At 73.0% G+C, this 15472-nt stretch carries 13 protein-coding genes; 5 read left to right on the top strand and 8 right to left on the bottom strand.

All coding sequences use genetic code 11. The annotated features are described in order from the left end of the window. Positions 1 to 5: 5 nt before the first annotated feature. Complete coding sequence (locus tag D3273_RS03140) at positions 6 to 590, bottom strand: RNA polymerase sigma factor (RefSeq protein WP_129223411.1); 585 nt, start codon at positions 588 to 590, stop codon at positions 6 to 8. Between the two features lie 231 nt (positions 591 to 821). On the opposite strand from D3273_RS03140, the gene D3273_RS03135 reads away from it, so the two are divergent. Both D3273_RS03135 and D3273_RS03130 read left to right on the top strand, forming a co-directional pair. Beyond that, entirely contained in the window at positions 822 to 1556 is a 735-nt protein-coding gene (locus D3273_RS03135; RefSeq protein WP_129223409.1) for a DUF1007 family protein, read from the top strand. Further along, complete coding sequence (locus tag D3273_RS03130) at positions 1553 to 2701, top strand: nickel/cobalt transporter (RefSeq protein ID WP_245500958.1); 1149 nt, start codon at positions 1553 to 1555, stop codon at positions 2699 to 2701. Before D3273_RS03135 ends, D3273_RS03130 begins: the two co-directional genes overlap by 4 nt. Before the next feature lie 25 nt (positions 2702 to 2726). Here the strand turns inward: D3273_RS03130 and D3273_RS03125 are convergent, their stop codons facing one another. The 6 genes from D3273_RS03125 to D3273_RS03100 all read right to left on the bottom strand — a co-directional run bounded on the left by D3273_RS03125 (position 2727) and on the right by D3273_RS03100 (position 10745). After that, on the bottom strand, positions 2727 to 3872 hold the full coding sequence (locus tag D3273_RS03125; protein WP_129223407.1) for an NADH:flavin oxidoreductase/NADH oxidase: 1146 nt from the start codon (positions 3870 to 3872) through the stop codon (positions 2727 to 2729). Between the two features lies 1 nt (position 3873). Beyond that, entirely contained in the window at positions 3874 to 4506 is a 633-nt protein-coding gene (locus D3273_RS03120; RefSeq protein WP_129223406.1) for a glutathione S-transferase N-terminal domain-containing protein, read from the bottom strand. A 76-nt stretch (positions 4507 to 4582) separates the two neighbouring features. Then, entirely contained in the window at positions 4583 to 6535 is a 1953-nt protein-coding gene (locus D3273_RS03115; protein ID WP_245500957.1) for a sodium:solute symporter family transporter, read from the bottom strand. A 363-nt stretch (positions 6536 to 6898) separates the two neighbouring features. Beyond that, complete coding sequence (locus D3273_RS03110; RefSeq protein WP_129223403.1) at positions 6899 to 8125, bottom strand: cytochrome P450; 1227 nt, start codon at positions 8123 to 8125, stop codon at positions 6899 to 6901. 88 nt (positions 8126 to 8213) lie between these two features. Further along, a complete protein-coding gene (locus D3273_RS03105) occupies positions 8214 to 9683 on the bottom strand; it encodes an MFS transporter (RefSeq protein ID WP_129223401.1) in 1470 nt (489 codons plus the stop codon). Between the two features lie 210 nt (positions 9684 to 9893). Continuing rightward, positions 9894 to 10745: a class I SAM-dependent methyltransferase gene (locus tag D3273_RS03100; protein ID WP_129223399.1), complete on the bottom strand. Its 852-nt coding sequence runs from the start codon at positions 10743 to 10745 to the stop codon at positions 9894 to 9896. 183 nt (positions 10746 to 10928) lie between these two features. Between D3273_RS03100 and D3273_RS03095 the strand changes: the two genes are divergently transcribed. After that, positions 10929 to 12380 carry an amino acid permease gene (locus D3273_RS03095; RefSeq protein ID WP_129223397.1) on the top strand — a complete coding sequence of 484 codons (1452 nt, stop codon included), beginning with the start codon at positions 10929 to 10931 and terminating at the stop codon, positions 12378 to 12380. 106 nt (positions 12381 to 12486) lie between these two features. Here D3273_RS03095 and D3273_RS03090 read toward each other — a convergent pair whose 3' ends face one another. After that, the gene (locus tag D3273_RS03090; protein WP_129223395.1) at positions 12487 to 13896 is read right to left on the bottom strand and encodes a glutamate ligase domain-containing protein; all 1410 of its coding nucleotides are present in this window, start codon (positions 13894 to 13896) and stop codon (positions 12487 to 12489) included. 144 nt (positions 13897 to 14040) lie between these two features. On the opposite strand from D3273_RS03090, the gene D3273_RS03085 reads away from it, so the two are divergent. Together D3273_RS03085 and D3273_RS03080 are read left to right on the top strand one after the other, a co-directional pair. Next, positions 14041 to 14859, top strand: a complete 819-nt coding sequence (locus D3273_RS03085; protein WP_129223393.1) for an LD-carboxypeptidase — start codon at positions 14041 to 14043, stop codon at positions 14857 to 14859. Then, positions 14856 to 15347, top strand: a complete 492-nt coding sequence (locus D3273_RS03080; protein WP_129223391.1) for a GNAT family N-acetyltransferase — start codon at positions 14856 to 14858, stop codon at positions 15345 to 15347. The genes D3273_RS03085 and D3273_RS03080 overlap by 4 nt, the downstream gene beginning before the upstream one ends. The last annotated feature ends 125 nt before the right edge of the window (positions 15348 to 15472 follow it).

Genomic DNA, 15472 nt, shown 5'->3' with positions numbered 1-15472 from the left:
CCGCGTCACTCCGCCCCGTCGAAACGCGCCCGCAGCGTCTTCAGCGCGCGGTGCAGGTTGACCTTGAGGGCGCCCTTGGTCTTGCCCGTCTCGGCCGCGGCTTCGCCGAGCGAGCGCTGCCGGATGGCCAGGAGCTCGATGGCTTCGCGCTGGCCCGGCGACAGCGCCGCCACGGCGACGCGCATGTCGCGGCCCCGGTCCTCGCCGTCGAGCACCGCGTCCGGCGTGGCGCGGGCGTCCGGGTAGCTCTCGTAGGACAGCTCGTCCCACACTTCGCGGCGGTCCTGCCGGCCGCGGTGGCGCAGGTGGTCGATGGCGCGGCGCTGCGCGATGGCGCTGAGCCAGTTGGCGAAGGAGCGGGCGGGGTCGTAGGTGGCGCGGGCGCGGTGCACGGTGATGAGCACGTCCTGCACCACGTCGTCGACGCTTTCCGGGCGCACGCCGGTGCGCCGCACCACGCGCTTCACGTGGGGGATGCAGTCGCCGAGCAGGCGCTCGTAGGCGGCGCGGTCGCCGTTCTGCGCAGCGGCCATCAGCGCCGACCAGGTCGTGTCCGCCGATGTGCTGCGGGCGGGGCTTTCGCGTTCCATGCCGATCCGGACGGGCACGCCGATGGCCCCGCGCCTGTATAGTCCCGCGGTCACTGCCGTCAAAGCTTCCGTCCCCGCGGGGGGCGCCGCGCCCCGACATCTGTCCTTCGCACCGGCGGGCCCCGGCGTTACGCCGCCCGGAGGCCCCGGGCCGCGCCTCGAAACCGCCGAACTGTGCCCGCACTCAGCGCCCGCTCCCGCACCGTCGCCGGAACAGCCGTGAGGACACGCATGCGCCGACCGCCCCCCTCGCGCAGCGCGCGGCGCCCGGCCCCGAGCAGGCTTCGCGCCGCCCCCGGCCGGCGCTCCGGCGCCGACCGACGGCGGAGCGCCGGGCGCGCCGTCCTGGCCTGCTCGGCCCTGGTGCTCTGGGCGGGGGCCGCCGACGCCCACCCCCACGTCTTCGTCACCGCCAGGGAGCAGGTGCTGTTCGACGCGGACGGCAGGGTCACGGGCGTGCGCGCCGACTGGACCTTCGACGACATGTACTCCTCCTTCGTCACCCAGGGTCTCGGCACCCCGGGCGAGCTCCTGACGCGGGACCAGCTCGCCCCGCTGGCCAAGACCAACGTCGAGTCCCTGGCCGAATTCGGATACTTCACCGTCGCCAAGCTGAGCGGCCACGCCCTCGAATTCGGCGCGCCCGTCGACTACTGGCTCGACGAAAGCCCCGACAAGCTCGTCACCCTCCATTTCACCCTTCCCTTGAAGGCGCCCGCCAAGCCCGCCCCGGCGCTCAACGTCAGCGTCTACGACCCGACCTATTTCGTGGATTTCCGCATGGCCGACCGAGACCCCGTGGCGCTGGTGGCGGCGCCGTCCGGCTGCTCGACCAGCGTCATCAAGCCCCGGCCGCTCGACGCCTCCGACAACCAGAAGCTGAGCGAAGCCTTCTTCGCCAACATGTCGCCAGGGCAGGACTTCGGCATCAAGCTCGCCTCCAAGGTCATGGTGGCCTGCCCGTGAGGGCGAGGCGGCTCCTGGTCCCCGCGCTGGCGCTGTCGGCGGCGGCGCTCGCCCTGGCGGCGCTGGCCTCGGCCGAGCCCGCCCTCGCCCAGGCCCGGAACCCGTTCAGCGTCGGCATCTCGGAGGGCGGCGGCCCGGCCACGGGCGCGATGGGCTGGATCCTGGCCCAGCAGGGCTGGTTCGAGCGCTCGCTGTCGGCCGCCGTGCGGGCCACCCGCACGGATGCGTCGGCGCTGCCCTGGCTCGCGACGCTGAGCTTCGGCTACGGCGTGCTCCATGCGGCCGGGCCCGGCCACGGCAAGGCGGTGCTGGCCGCATACATGGTGGCGAACCGGCGGGCGCTGCGCCGCGGCATCGCGCTGTCGTTCCTGGCGGCGCTGCTCCAGGCCACCGTGGCGGTGGCGCTGGTGGGCCTCCTGTCCATCGTGTTCCGGGCCACCGCGACCGGCATGCGCGACGGCGCGGCCCTGGTCGAGACGGTGAGCTACGGGGGCGTCGCGGCGCTCGGCCTGTGGCTGACCTGGCGCAAGGGCGCGGCGCTCCTGGCCGCCTGGCGCAGGCGCCCCCGCGCCGAACCGCCGGGCTTCGGCCCGCCGGCTCCCGCCGGCGCCGGAACGCTGGCCTTCGCGGGCGCCGCCCAGGCCCCGCCCGCGCGGCTCTACCGCCTGGGCGCGCCGGATTGCGCCGCCCACGAGGCCCCCGTCGGCCGCGGCGCCTTCAGCTGCATGGCGGCGGCCGACGACGAGGCCCACCGGCACGGCCCGAACTGCGGCCATGTCCACGCGCCCGACCCCGCGACGCTCGGCGACGGCTTCTCGTGGCGCGACGCGGTGTCGACGGTGGTGGCGGCGGGGGCCCGGCCCTGCTCGGGCGCCATCCTGGTGCTGGTCTTCGCGCTGGCGCAGGGCGTCTTCCTCGCCGGCGTCGCTTCCACGGTGGTGATGGCGCTCGGCACGGCCATCACCACGGCGGCGCTCGCCGCCACGGCGGTGCTGGCCAAGGGGGTGGCGCTGCGCCTCGTCGGCTCCGACGCCGGCCGCGGCGCGCTGGTGGGGCGCGGGCTCGAACTCGCCGCGGCGCTGCTGGTGCTGGCCGTCGGCCTGTCTCTGCTCCTCGGGGTCGGGCCGCTGCAGGGCTTGGCCTGAGGGCCGGCCGAGGGCGCCCGCCCGCTCACCGCTTCCGCGCGATCGGCCCGAAGCCGCCGCAGTTCACCTCGTCGCGCGTGCGCTTCAGCGCGTGGCTGTATTGGATCGGCAGCATGTCGTAGGGCGCGTTCTCGCCCAGCACCATGGCGGCGTAGAGCGGCCAGTGCGGGTTGGCGATGGTGGGCCGGCCGAGCATGAGCAGGTCCATGGCGTCCGAGCGAATCAGCCCGTCGGCGTATTCGGGGTCGGCGAGGTTCCAGCTCACCGCCGCCGGCAGCCCGCCGTCCCGCCGGATGCGGGTCGCAGCCGGCACCATGAAGCCGCGGTCGGCCCAGGGCACCGCCTTGCTGTCGTCGCTGTTCATCCCCATCGAGATGTCGACGAGGTCGAGCCCGCGCTCCTTCAGCGTCCTGACCAGCCAGATCGTGTCGTCGAGCGTGTGGCTGTCGGGGTGGTAGTCGACGGCGCCGATCCGCATCGTCAGCGGCAGCCGCTCCGGCCACACGGCCCGCACGGCGTCGAAGGCTTCGACGAGGAAGCGCCCCCGGTTCTCGAGGCTGCCGCCGTAGCGGTCCTGGCGCGTGTTGGCGAGGGGCGAGAAGAAGGACGCGCCGAGGAAGCCGTGGGCGTAATGCATCTCGACCCAGTCGAAGCCGGCTTCGAGCGCCCGCTCGGCCCCCCGGGCGAAGTCGCCGACGATGCGGGCGATGTCGTCCTCGCCGGCGTGCCGCGCGCCCTTCCGGAAGCGCTCCCCGCCGAACGGCTCGGCCGTGGGGCCGATCGGCTCCCAGCCGTCCGGGTGGCCGTCGTCGAGCTGCGCGTACCCGTCCCAGGGCGGGCTGATCGAGCCCTTGCGGCCCGAATGCCCGAGCTGCACGCCCGGCACGGCGCCGGTGGAGCGGATGAAGTCCGTGATGCGGCGCAGCATGGGGATCTGCGCGTCGGACCAGATGCCGGCGCAGCCCGGCGTCATCCGGCCCTCGGGCGACACCGCCAGCTGCTCCATCACGACCAGCCCCGCGCCGCCCGCCGCGCGGGCGCCGAGGTGGACGAGGTGCCAGTCCGTCGCCACGCCGTCGGTGCCGCAGGAATATTGCGTCATCGGCGAGATCGCGATGCGGTTGCGCAGGGTGACGTCCTTGAGCCTCAGCTCGCTGAACAGGCCGGGCATGTCACACCACCTTGTCGGAGATGACCTGCGGCACCGGCACGGTTTCGGCGAAGGACGGGCGGCGCTCGATGCGGTCGCTGTAGGCGGCGAGGTTGGGGTGGGTGGTCCGCCAGGGGTGCTCGGGGAAGCGGACGTCGAGGTAGCGGCACAGGGTGCCGGTGGCGACGTCGGCGAGGCCGAAGCGGTCCTCGACGATGAACTCGCGATCTCCCACCCATTCCGCCAGGGCCTTCAGGCCGCCGTCCACCTTGCGCATCTGGCGAGCCTTCCATTCGGCGCTCTGCTTGTCGGGATCGCGGTGGCGCTCCCAGAACAGCGACACGCAGGCGTCGCAGACGCCGTCGACCACGACCTCGACCTGGCGGGCGAAGAGCTTGCCGTCGATGTTCCCGGGCAGCATCGGGGGTTCGGGGTACTTGGCCTCGATCCATTCCAGGATGAAGCGGGATTCGTAGACGCTGGACCCGTCGTCGAGGATCAGCACGGGCAGCTTCTCCAGCGGGTTGTACTTCGGGGTCGCCGAGGTGGAGTTCCACGGCACCTCGGTCACGAGTTCGAAGGGCACGCCCTTCTCGGCCAGCGTGATGCGGACCTTGCGGGCGTAGGGGCTCGGGGTGGCGCTGATGAGCTGCATGGGAGTTCCAGGGTCCGGGAGGATGTCACCTTGGTCGGCCCGCCCTCGCCTCGGCGGGGACGGGCGGCGGGCCGCCTCATTCCGCCGCGGCGAGGACGGGGACGGGGGCGGCGACGCCGTGCATGCGGCGGCTCTGCTCGGCGTAGCCGGCGCGGTCGATGTCGGCGCGGCGGCTGCGGTCGAGCAGCGAGACCGCGACGCAGACCACGACCGCGGCGGGCAGGGCCACGAGGGTGGGCGGATCGAGCGGGAAGACCGGGGCGGCATGGCCCAGCACCTTGACCCAGACGGACGGCCCCAGGACCGTGAGCACGACCGACAGGCCGAGGCCCGTGGCGCCGCCCAGCACCGCGCCGCGGGTGGTCAGGCCGCGCCAGTAGAGCGACAGCACCAGGAGCGGGAAGTTCGCCGCCGCCGCGATGCCGACCACGAGGCCGATCAGGTAGGCGATGTTCTGCCCGCGGAAGGCGATGCCGAGGCCGACGGCCAGCAGGCCCAGCACCACCGTGGCGGCGCGGGAAATGCGGACCTCCGTGCGCTCGTCGACCCGGCCGCGCCGGATCACGCTGGCGTAGATGTCGTGCGACACCGCGGCGGCGCCCGACAGCGTGAGGCCGGCCACGACGGCGATGATGGTGGCGAAGGCGACGGCCGCCACGAAGCCGAGCATCAGGTCGCCCCCCACCGCGTGGGACAGGTGCACGGCCGCCATGTTGCCGCCGCCCCGCAGCGCGCCGCCGGGCAGCACGTAATCCGGGTTGCCGGCCACCAGCGCCACGGCGCCGAGCCCGATGATGGAAATCAGGGCGAAGAAGGACGAGATGCAGATCACGCCGAGGAACATGGAGGACCGCGCCGTGCGGGCGTCCGCCACGGTGAACACCCGCATGATGAGGTGCGGCAGGCCGGCGCTGCCGACGAACATGGCGAGGCCGAGCGACAGGGTGGACAGCGGCGCCGAGCTGAAGCCCGCGGGCGCCAGCATGGCGAGGTGCCGGGGATGCAGCTCGGTCGCCCTGGCCAGCAGGGCGTCGTAGCTCCAGCCGAAGCGGTTGAGGATCAGGCACGAGATGGCGGCGCCGGTGACCAGCATCAGCACGGCCTTGACGATCTGCACCCAGGTGGTGGCCATCATGCCCCCGAACAGCACGTAGCAGACCATCAGCACGCCGACGATCACCTCGGCGGCGTCGTAGTCGATGTTGAACAGCAGCTGCACGAGCTGGCCGGCCCCGACCATCTGCGAGATGAGGAAGAAGATCGCGATGGTGAGCGTGCTCAGCGCGGCGAGGATGCGGACCGGACCCTGCTGCAACCGGTAGGACACGACGTCGGCGAAGGTGAAGCGTCCGAGGTTGCGCATGCGGTCGGCGAACAGGATGCCGATCACCGGATACGCAACGCAATAGCCGGTGGCGTAGAGCAGCCCGTCGTAGCCGCTGGCGTAGGTGAGCCCGGACAGGCCGAGGAAGGCGCCCGCCGAGATCGTGTCGCCCGCCATGGCGAGGCCGTTCTGCATCGCGGTGAGGTGGCCGCCGGCGGCGTAGAAATCCGTGGTCGAGCGCGTGTGCCGGGCCGCCCAGTAGGTGATGGCGAGCGTGGCGGCGACCAGCACCACGAAGAACGACACCGCGATGCCGTTCGGTCCGCCGCCGGCCTCGGCGGCCCGCGCGGGCTGTGCCGCGAAACACGAGGCGAGGACGGCCAGGACGAGCAGGGCCAGGGTGCCGGCCGCGCGGGCGCCGGCCCGCGCCGCGGCGCGGTTCGTGATCACCACGTAGAGCGCGTTCAGCAGCGTGGCGTAGAGGATGAGGCCGACGCCGAGGACGATCCACACCGAGGTGGAGCCGCCCGATCCGGCCGGCCCGGCGAGCGTGGCCGGGCTGTAGGCGGCGAACCAGAAGAACAGCGCCACGGGCACCGCCAGGATCAGCGTGAAGAAGACCCCGAGCCCCGTCGACCCCACATAGAGGGCTTCCGCATCGCCCGTCGCCGCCTGCGGGGCGGCCCCCGTACCGTTCGTGATCACCCCGACCTCCATGGTGGCCACCCGTGGACGGGATCACGCATCGGCGACGCCCGACATCGAACGGCGATATCAGTAAAACCTGCATACCATTCAGCATATTCTTCCTGTCAACATGAAACGTCGGCGGTGATCTTGTTCTATTTCATGTGCAGAGTGGCACATCGTGAAGCAATATGCCTTCCGTTTCGATCGAAGACACTTCGATAGGCATTCCATCGACAGGATATGCCCATGCCGGGAGCAGATCGGCGGGGGCGAGCGCCGTCATCCCGAGCAGATCTGCAGGGGAAGGGCGGTTTGACCTTGCGGTCGATGGGGCCACCCCGGGCCGAACGGCCCCGGGACGCCGCCGCCGCGCCGGGATCAGCCCAGCGTCACCCGGAGGGCGTCCAGCCCGCGGAAGTGGTACCGGTCGGCGAAGCGCGGCGCGTCCGCGGACCGCAGGCCGGGCCGCCGCGCGAACAGCCGCGGCAGCGCCACCTCCAGCTCCAGCCGGGCCAGGGGCGCGCCGAGGCAGAAGTGGATGCCGCCGCCGAAACCCAGGTGCGGCGCCGGCGCGCGGGCCGGGTCGAAGCCGTCCGGCGCGGCCCAGCGGGCGGGATCGCGGTTCGCGGCGCCGATCAGCAGGCCGACCCGGTCGCCCGGCCGGAACGCCGTGCCGGCGACCCGCGCGGGTTCGAGGCAGGTGCGGGTAAAGAGGTGCAGCGGCGGCTCGAAGCGCAGCGCTTCCTCGACCGTGGCGGCGGTCAGCGCCGGCGTGGCGAACAGGGCCGCGGGGTCGAGCCCGGAGCCGAGCACGGCCGCGACCGCGTTGCCGATGGCGTGCACGGTCGCCTCGTGGCCCGCGTTGAGCAGCAGCGCCGCGTTGGCCACGGCCTCGTCCGGGGTGATCTCGCCCTCCGGCGCGGTCGCCAGGAGGGTGAGGAGGTCCTCGCGGGGCCGCGCCCGGCGCTCGGCCAAGTGGTCCCGCAGATAGGCCGAGAAGGCCAGCGTCGCCGCCACGGCGGCGTCCTCGTCGGCGCGGGTCCGCCCGGGCCGGTACATCGCCACCATGCGGTGGGACCAGTCGAGGAGGTGCGGGGCGTCCGCCGCCGGCACGCCGAGGAGCTCGGCGATGACGACCACCGGGATCGGCTCGGCATAGGCCGGCAGGAGGTCGACGGTGCCGCGGTCCGGCAGGGCGTCGAGCAGCGCGTCCACCACACGCTCGATGCGCGGGCGCAGGCGCTCCACGGCGCGGAACACGAAGGCCCGCGTGACGAGGCGGCGGAGCCGCGTGTGGGCCGGGGGCTCGCGCTCCAGCATCGACAGCGCATCGAGGTCGTGGAAGGGCTTCACGCGCTCGGGCGGGGGCGGCCGGCCCGGCGCTTCGCGGCCGAAGCGCCGGTCACGGAACAGCGCGTCGACGGTGGCGGCGTCCGCGGCGCAAAGGTGGCCGTAGTCTTCCCACAGGAACAGCGGGCAGGATCGGCGGATCGCCCGGTAGGCGGGGTAGGGGTCCTGGAAGAAGGCGGGATCGGCCGGCGACAGGCGCACGCGGGCGCGGGCGGCGTCGATGTGGAGGGAAGGCGGAAGCTCCGCCGGGGTCACGGCACCCGCTCCGGCCGGCGCCCCGCCCGCGCCTCCGTGCCCCGGCACCGGGCCGACCGCGGCAGGACGCTTGCCGGGGTGGGCGCCTTCACGCCGACTCGGTCCGGTCGTAGCCGTCGCCGAGCGCCGCGGCCGTCACCGCCCGCGGGCGGCGGTGGCCGCTGATCTCGGCGCCGGCCGCGGGCGCGAAGCGCAGGTTCCAGATGGTGGCGCAGAGCGAGATGCCCGTCACCACCAGGAAGGCGGCCGAAAAGTCGCCGAGCTGCGGGTGGGCGTGGTCGCGCAGCACCATGGAGCCTTCCAGCGCCAGCGCCGCCGTGCAGATGCCCACCGACAGCATGAGCTGCTGGAACGTCGTGTAGAAGCCCGTGGCGGAGCTCATGCGCTCGCTCGGCACCGCGTCGTAGGCCACCGTGTTGTAGGCGGTGAACTGGAACGACATGAAGAATCCGCACAGCATCAGGATGACGAAGATGGCGGCGAACGGCCATCCGGGGCGGAAGAACGCGCAGGTGGCGTAGCCGCAGCTGGCGATGACGCCGTTGACGATGAGGCTCGTGCGGAAGCCGACGCGGCGCAGGATGCCGGGCGCGAAGGCCTTCATCGACATGGAGCCCAGCGCCGTCGCCACCACGATGCCGCCGCTCTGCGCGGCCGTGAGCCCGAAGTCGAGCTGCAGCATCAGCGGCAGCAGGAAAGGCTGCGCGCCCTGGGTGATGCGCGTCAGCGAGCCCGCGATGACCGACGTGCCGAAGGAGGGCAGCCGCATCAGCGACAGGTCCATGATCGGGTCGGCCGTGCGGCGGGCGTGGCGGACGTACAGGAGGCCGAAGACGGCGCCGACCACCAGCAGGGCGATCACCAGGGGCGCCAGGTCCGGGTGGCTGGCGAGCTCGAAGCCGAAGAAGAGGCATCCGAGCGCCACGCCCGACAGCGCCATGCCGGACCAGTCGAACGGCCCGACGGCGTCGCCGTGGGTGTTGTCGATGAAGCGCAGCACGAGCCCCAGGCCGAGCAGGCCGATGGGCAGGTTGATGTAGAAGATCCAGCGCCAGTCGAGGAAGGTGACGATGAAGCCCCCGACCGGCGGCCCGACAATCGGGCCGATCATGGCGGGGACGAGCAGCCACGACATGGCGGACACGAGGTCGCGGCGCTCGACCGAGCGCAGCAGGACGAGCCGGCCGACGGGCATCATCATGGCGCCGCCGAGGCCCTGGAAGGCGCGGGCCAGCACGAAGAGCGGCAGGTTGGGGGCCTGGGCGCACAGGATCGAGCCCAGCATGAACACCGCGATGGCGGCGGCGAAGACCGTGCGGGCGCCGAACTTGTCGGCCACCTTGCCGCTGGCCGGGATGAAGATCGCGAGGCTGAGCAGGTAGGAGGTCAGCGCCACGCTCATGTTGGGGGCGAGCACGTGGAAGTCGCGCGCCATGGTGGGGAGCGCGGTGGCGAGGATGGTGGCGTCGAGCTGCTCCATGAACATGGCGCTGGCGACGATGAGGGCGACGAAGCGGAAGTTCAGCGGCTGGGACGCCGGCAGGGTTGCTGCGGTCATGGACTCGGGCGGTCGGCGACCGGGGGGCTCGTCCGCGGGCGCCTGGTTCCGAGCGCGGGCAGGGTCTCTCGATCTGCGATGGGAAGACGGGGTTCGGCAGGCTCTGGTCTGACTTATAGGGTCCTCAGGGTCGACGAGGAGTGTCGTGTCACGATGGCGGCCATGTCGTGGGGCCTTGGCTTCGACGAGGGCGCCGGCGGGGCTCGCCGTTCACAGCGGACGGCGCATGACGCAGAGGCTTTGACCGAGGTATAGCCCGTCGGCCACCGCGAAATCGCTGCCCTGCATCTCGACGACCTCCAGGTCGAGGTGCCTCGCCCAGACCCGCAGCGCCCCCCGCCCGATGAAGACGCTGAGCGGGTCGGCATGGTCGGGCCGCTTCGCGTCCGCGACGAGCTTGGCGAAGGTGGACCAGTGTTCCTCGTCCTCGAAGTCGAGGAAGGAGACGACGATCGTCCCGCCCGGCTTCACGACGCGCCGTGCCTCCTCCAGGTACCAGTAGCTCTGCTCGTGCAGGAGATGCGTCAGAACGGAGAAGAAGCACACGACGTCCGCGCAGCCGTCGGGCTCGGGGATCCCGATGTGGTCGACGGCTTCGAACCGCCAATCGGGCCGCTGGACGAGGTTCCGGGCGTAGTCGACGAGGTCGCCCACGACGTCGAAGCCCGAATACGGGCCCGTCAGGACCGACGATAGGGGCAGGGCCAGGCGCCCGGACCCGCAACCGACGTCGACGACGCGGTCGCCGGGCTTCAAACCATGGCGGAGCAGCACCGCGACCTCGACCCGGCCGATGTAGTCGAAATCCCCGCCGATGGACGTCGACATCGCTTCGCTGGTCGAAACGAAGGACGCGGTCCTCTCGACCTGCGCCGTGTAGGCCGACTTCAGGTCGCGGGTCCGGTCGCCGTGCGGTTTCGCCGTGGCTCGGGCGGCCTCCGGGGCGCTCTGCATGTCGTCGAGGCGAGCCCGGAGCGCGGCGTTCTCCGCCAGCGCCCTGTCACGCTGGAGGAACGGCCTGCGGATGAGCGGGATGCGACGATGGATGCCGAACGGGATCATGGGAGGTGCCACTCGCTCTTCTGTCGACCAGCCCCGGCGGACGAGGTGCCGGGCTGCCGTTTCCGCTTCGCCCGACGAGGCGGCGCGGTCCGGCCCGCCAACTCTCGGCCGCCGACGGGGCCGGCGTTGGCGGACCGACGCGCGCCCGCTTAGGGTGGACCACCATAACGAGGGGGAACCACCATGGCGATGCAGGGCTTCACGGCGCGCAAGAGCCTCGACGCCATGGCGGAGGGCGACGGGCACGCCATGAAGAAGACGCTCGGGCCCTGGAGCATCACCGCCATGGGGATCGGCGCCATCATCGGCGCCGGCATCTTCGTGCTCACCGGCACGGCGGCGGCGCGCTACGCCGGGCCGGGGATCATGCTGTCCTTCGTGCTCGGCGGCGTCGCCTGCGCCTTCGTGGGCCTGTGCTACGCCGAGTTGGCCGCCATGCTGCCCGTCTGCGGGTCGAGCTACAGCTACACCTATGCGACGCTGGGGGAGATCTTCGCCTGGATCGTCGGCTGGGACCTCATCCTCGAATATGCGGCCGGCGCCGCCACGGTGGCGGTGGGCTGGTCGGGCTACGCCGTGAGCCTGCTCGGCCAGGCCGGCCTGGCGGTGCCGCCGCGCTTCGCCGCGGCCCCCGGCGCCGACGTCGCCCTGCCGGACGGCTCCCGCGCGACGGCCCTGCTGAACCTGCCGGCCGCCGCGATCGTGGTGGCCATCACGGCGCTGCTCGTGCTCGGCACGGCGGAATCGTCCCGCTTCAACAACGTCATGGTGGCGGTGAAGCTCGCCGTGGTGGCGCTGTTCGTCGGCTTCGGCGCTTTCAGCCTCGACCCCGCGCATTGGCACCCGTTCGTGCCGCCCAACGACGGGGAATTCGGCCATTTCGGCGCGAGCGGGGTGCTGCGCGGCGCGTCCGTGGTGTTCTTCGCCTTCATCGGCTTCGACGCCGTGTCGACCGCCGCCGGGGAAGCCACGCGCCCGCAGCGCGACATGCCGATCGGCATCCTGGGCTCGCTGCTCGTCTGCACGCTGCTCTACGTGGCGGTGACGGCGGTGCTGACCGGCCTCGTGCCCTTCGGCCAGCTCGACGTGGCCGACCCCATCGCGAAGGGCGTCGACGCCATCGGCCGGCTGTGGCTGTCGCTTCCGGTGAAGTTCGGCGCCCTGGCGGGGCTCACCACCGTGATGCTGGTGCTGCTCTACGGGCAGAGCCGCATCTTCACCACCATGGCGCAGGACGGGCTGCTGCCGGCGCCCTTCGGCCGGCTCCACCCGCGCTTCGGCACGCCGGTGCTGAGCCAGCTCCTCATCGGCGCCGCCGTGGCGACCGTGGCGGCGCTGGTGCCCATCGCCGTGCTGGGCGAGATGGTGTCGATCGGCACGCTGCTGGCCTTCGGGCTGGTGTGCGTCGCGGTGATGCGGCTGCGCCGCACCGATCCCGCGGCCGAACGCCCGTTCCGCTGCCCGGCCGTGCCCGTCCTGCCGGGGCTCGGCATCCTGTGCTGCCTCACCCTGATGGCCGGCCTGCCGCTCCTCACCTGGGCGCGGCTGATCGTGTGGCTGGGGATCGGCCTCGCGGTTTATTTCGGCTACGGCCGCCGGCATTCGAAGCTGCGCGACGCCGCCGCGGGGCGCTGAAACCAGCCGCCGGACAGGCTCACGCATGTCCGGCGGGTCACGCCGCACGAGCGGCGGCGCGCGTTCGCGCTGGTCAGCGGTCCGATCTTTGGACCGCTGGCATGGGTCAGCCGAGCCGGTCGAGCAGCCCCCGGGCGAAGGCCGACAGCGTGTCGTCGCGCGCGCCCATCACCACGATGCGGTCGCCCGGCCGGGCCAGCGCCAGCAGCCGCTCGCCGCAGGCGGCACGGTCGGGGAGCGCTTCGGCCTGCCGCCCGGCCGCCGCGACCCGGTCCGCCACGGCGCGGCTGCCGACCGAGCGGTCCACCGTGCCGCCGAAATACACCGGCTCGGGCATCACCAGCACGTCGTCGGCGGCGAGTTCGGCGGCGAAGCCCGCCGCGAGGTCGTCGCCCATCAGCCGGAGCGGCCCGTAGCCGTGCGGCTGGAACATCACCAGCAGCCGCCCCGGGAAGCCGTGCAGCGTTTGGAGCGTCGCGGCGATCTTGTCGGGGTTGTGGGCGAAGTCGTCGATCACCGTGACGCCGCCCGCCGCGCCCACCACGTCGAGCCGGCGCCGGATGCCGGAAAACCCGCGGAGCGCCGCCGCGGCTTCGGCGAGCGGCACCCCGCAGGCCAGCGCCGCCGCCAGCGCCGCCAGCGCGTTCGACGCGTTGTGGAGGCCCGGCACGCCGAGCGACACCGCCGCGGCCGCGGCCGGCCGGCCGGCCGCGGCCTTCAGGCTCACGTCGAAGTCGACGCCGTCCGGCCGGAAGCGGGGCGCGCCCGCCAGCAGATCCGCCGCGGGGTCGCCCAGGCTGTAGGTGAGGGCGCGGGCGCCCGCTTCGCGGGCCAGCGCCGCCGTTTCGGGATTGTCGAGGTTGAGCACCGCGCGCTCGGCGCGGCTCACGAAGCCGCGGAACAGCGGGCGCAGCTCGTCGAGCGGCTTGTGGTCGAGCGACATGTTGTTCACCACCGCCACCGAGGGCGCGTAGAGCCGGATCGAGCCGTCGCTCTCGTCGACCTCGCTGACGAAGGCTTCGCCGGCGCCCACCACGGCCGAAGGCGTGCCGCCGTCGGGGCCGCGGAAGTCCTTCATCTCGGCGCCGTTCATCACCGTGGGGTCGAGCCCGGCGCGATCGAGGATCAGGCCGATCATGCCCGTGGTGGTGGACTTGCCGCTGGTGCCCGCCACGCCCACCCGGAGGCCGGCGGCGTTGAACAGCTCGGACAGCAGCTCCGGCCGCGTCACGATCGTGGCACCGGCGCGCCGGGCGGCCTGCACGTCGGGCACGGAATCCTCGATGGCCGCCGACACCACGAGGATCTGGTCCGCGGAGGTGAGGCCGCTGCCGTCCTGCGGGAACAGCGTGAAGCCGCGCGCTTCCAGAGCGGCGAACTTGTCCGGCGTGCGCCCCTGGTCGCGCGAGCGGTCCGACCCCGCGACGCGCGCGCCGCGCGCCTTCACGATGGCGGCCAGCGGGCTCATGCCGCTGCCGCCGATGCCGCAGAAGAAGTAGGGTCGTGGGTTGGTCATGCGGGGAGGCTACAGGCGCCCTTGCCGCAGCGCAACGCGGGCGCGGGCGACGCGGCAAGGGCGGGGCAAGCCGGCCGCGTTGCGGTGCCCCCCGTCCCTCCGTAAGAAGACGGGATCGAGGGGTGGATCGAGGGAGGCAGGCCCATGAGGATCGCCGTGGTGGCGCCCGCGTCGGCGATGTCGCCCGCCGTGCCGGAGCGCATCCGCGCCGTCGCGGCCTCGGTCTTCGGCGGGGACGCGCCCGAGATCGCCGTCCACCCCCAGTGCTTCCTGCGCCACGGCCATTTCGCCGGCGACGACGCGGTCCGCGCCGCGGCCGTGATCGCGGTCGCCAACGACCCCGCCGTCGACGCCGTGTGGTTCGGCCGCGGCGGCTACGGCTCCTGCCGCATCGCGGAAACGGTGCTGGCGGGCCTGGAGCCCGCCGCCCGCGGCAAACCCTTCCTCGGCTACAGCGACTGCGGCACGCTGTTGGCCGGGCTCTACGGCGCCGGCTGCGCGCACGCGGCGCACGGCCCCGTGGCCCAGGACGTGATGCGGGACGGGGGCGAGCGCGCCGCCGCCCGGGCGCTGCGCTGGCTCGTGCGGCGCGACGCGGGCGCGCTGGAGCCGTCGCTCGGGCCCGGCGTGAAGGCGGCGGCCTTCAACCTCACCATCCTGAGCCAGCTGCTCGGCACGGCGCTGCAGCCCGACCTCGACGGACACGTCCTCATGCTGGAGGAGGTGTCCGAGCACATGTACCGGATCGACCGCGCCTTCTGCCACGTCACCGGCAATCCGGGCATCCGCCGCGTCGCCGGGATCAGGCTCGGCCGCTGCAGCGCGATCCCGCCGAACGACCCCGAGTTCGGCCTGGACGAGGAGGCGGTGGCGCGCTTCTGGTGCGCGCGCTCGGGCATCCCCTGGCTCGGGCGGGCCGACATCGGCCACGACGTCGACAATCGCGTGGTGCCGTTCGGGTGAGCGCGCTCCTGATCCGTCCCGCCGTTCCCGCGGACGCGCCCGCGCTGTGGACCATCCTGGAACCGGTGATCCGCGCCGGCGACACCTATGCGCTCGACCGCGACATGGGGCAGGCCGAGGCGCTGGCCTATTGGCTCGGCCCCGACAAGGAAACCTTCGTGGCGGAGGAGGGCGGTCGCGTGCTCGGCACCTGTTACATCCGCGCCAACGGGGCGGGTGGCGGGCGGCACGTGTGCAACTGCGGTTTCATGACGGCCGCCGCGGCGGCCGGCCGGGGGATCGCGCGGGCCCTGTGCGCGCATGCGTTGGAGCACGCGCGGGCGCGGGGCTTCCGGGCGATGCAGTTCAACTTCGTGGTGTCGACCAACGAGCGCGCGGTGGCGCTGTGGCTGTCGATGGGGTTCGAAGAGGTCGGCCGGCTGCCGGGGGCGTTCCGGCATCCGGTGCATGGGGACGTCGACGCGCTGGTGATGTTCAGGGCGCTGTGAGGACGGCAACCCGAATCACGCTTTGGCAGGCGTTCGTGACGGACGGCGGCGGGCGGTCGCGCGCCGCCGTCGGTCGGCGCCAGCCGCGAGACAGGTGGCCGCGCCCCCGTGTGCACAGCGCCATA

The sequence above is a fragment of the Lichenibacterium minor genome, assembly GCF_004137685.1.
Classification (GTDB): Bacteria; Pseudomonadota; Alphaproteobacteria; order Rhizobiales; family Beijerinckiaceae; genus Lichenihabitans; species Lichenihabitans minor.
Note: the sequence above shows the minus strand (reverse complement) of the source record. Positions and strands in the feature narration are given on the sequence as shown.

Excerpts from the sequence above, each read along its gene's own strand:
- D3273_RS03090 (WP_129223395.1), bottom strand. The coding sequence starts at position 13,896 with ATGACCAACCCACGACCCTACTTCTTCTGCGGCATCGGCGGCAGCGGC.
- D3273_RS03085 (WP_129223393.1), top strand. The coding sequence starts at position 14,041 with ATGAGGATCGCCGTGGTGGCGCCCGCGTCGGCGATGTCGCCCGCCGTG.
- D3273_RS03140 (WP_129223411.1), bottom strand. The coding sequence starts at position 590 with ATGGAACGCGAAAGCCCCGCCCGCAGCACATCGGCGGACACGACCTGG.
- D3273_RS03135 (WP_129223409.1), top strand. The coding sequence starts at position 822 with ATGCGCCGACCGCCCCCCTCGCGCAGCGCGCGGCGCCCGGCCCCGAGC.
- D3273_RS03105 (WP_129223401.1), bottom strand. The coding sequence starts at position 9,683 with ATGACCGCAGCAACCCTGCCGGCGTCCCAGCCGCTGAACTTCCGCTTC.
- D3273_RS03100 (WP_129223399.1), bottom strand. The coding sequence starts at position 10,745 with ATGATCCCGTTCGGCATCCATCGTCGCATCCCGCTCATCCGCAGGCCG.
- D3273_RS03125 (WP_129223407.1), bottom strand. The coding sequence starts at position 3,872 with ATGCCCGGCCTGTTCAGCGAGCTGAGGCTCAAGGACGTCACCCTGCGC.
- D3273_RS03095 (WP_129223397.1), top strand. The coding sequence starts at position 10,929 with ATGGCGATGCAGGGCTTCACGGCGCGCAAGAGCCTCGACGCCATGGCG.
- D3273_RS03120 (WP_129223406.1), bottom strand. The coding sequence starts at position 4,506 with ATGCAGCTCATCAGCGCCACCCCGAGCCCCTACGCCCGCAAGGTCCGC.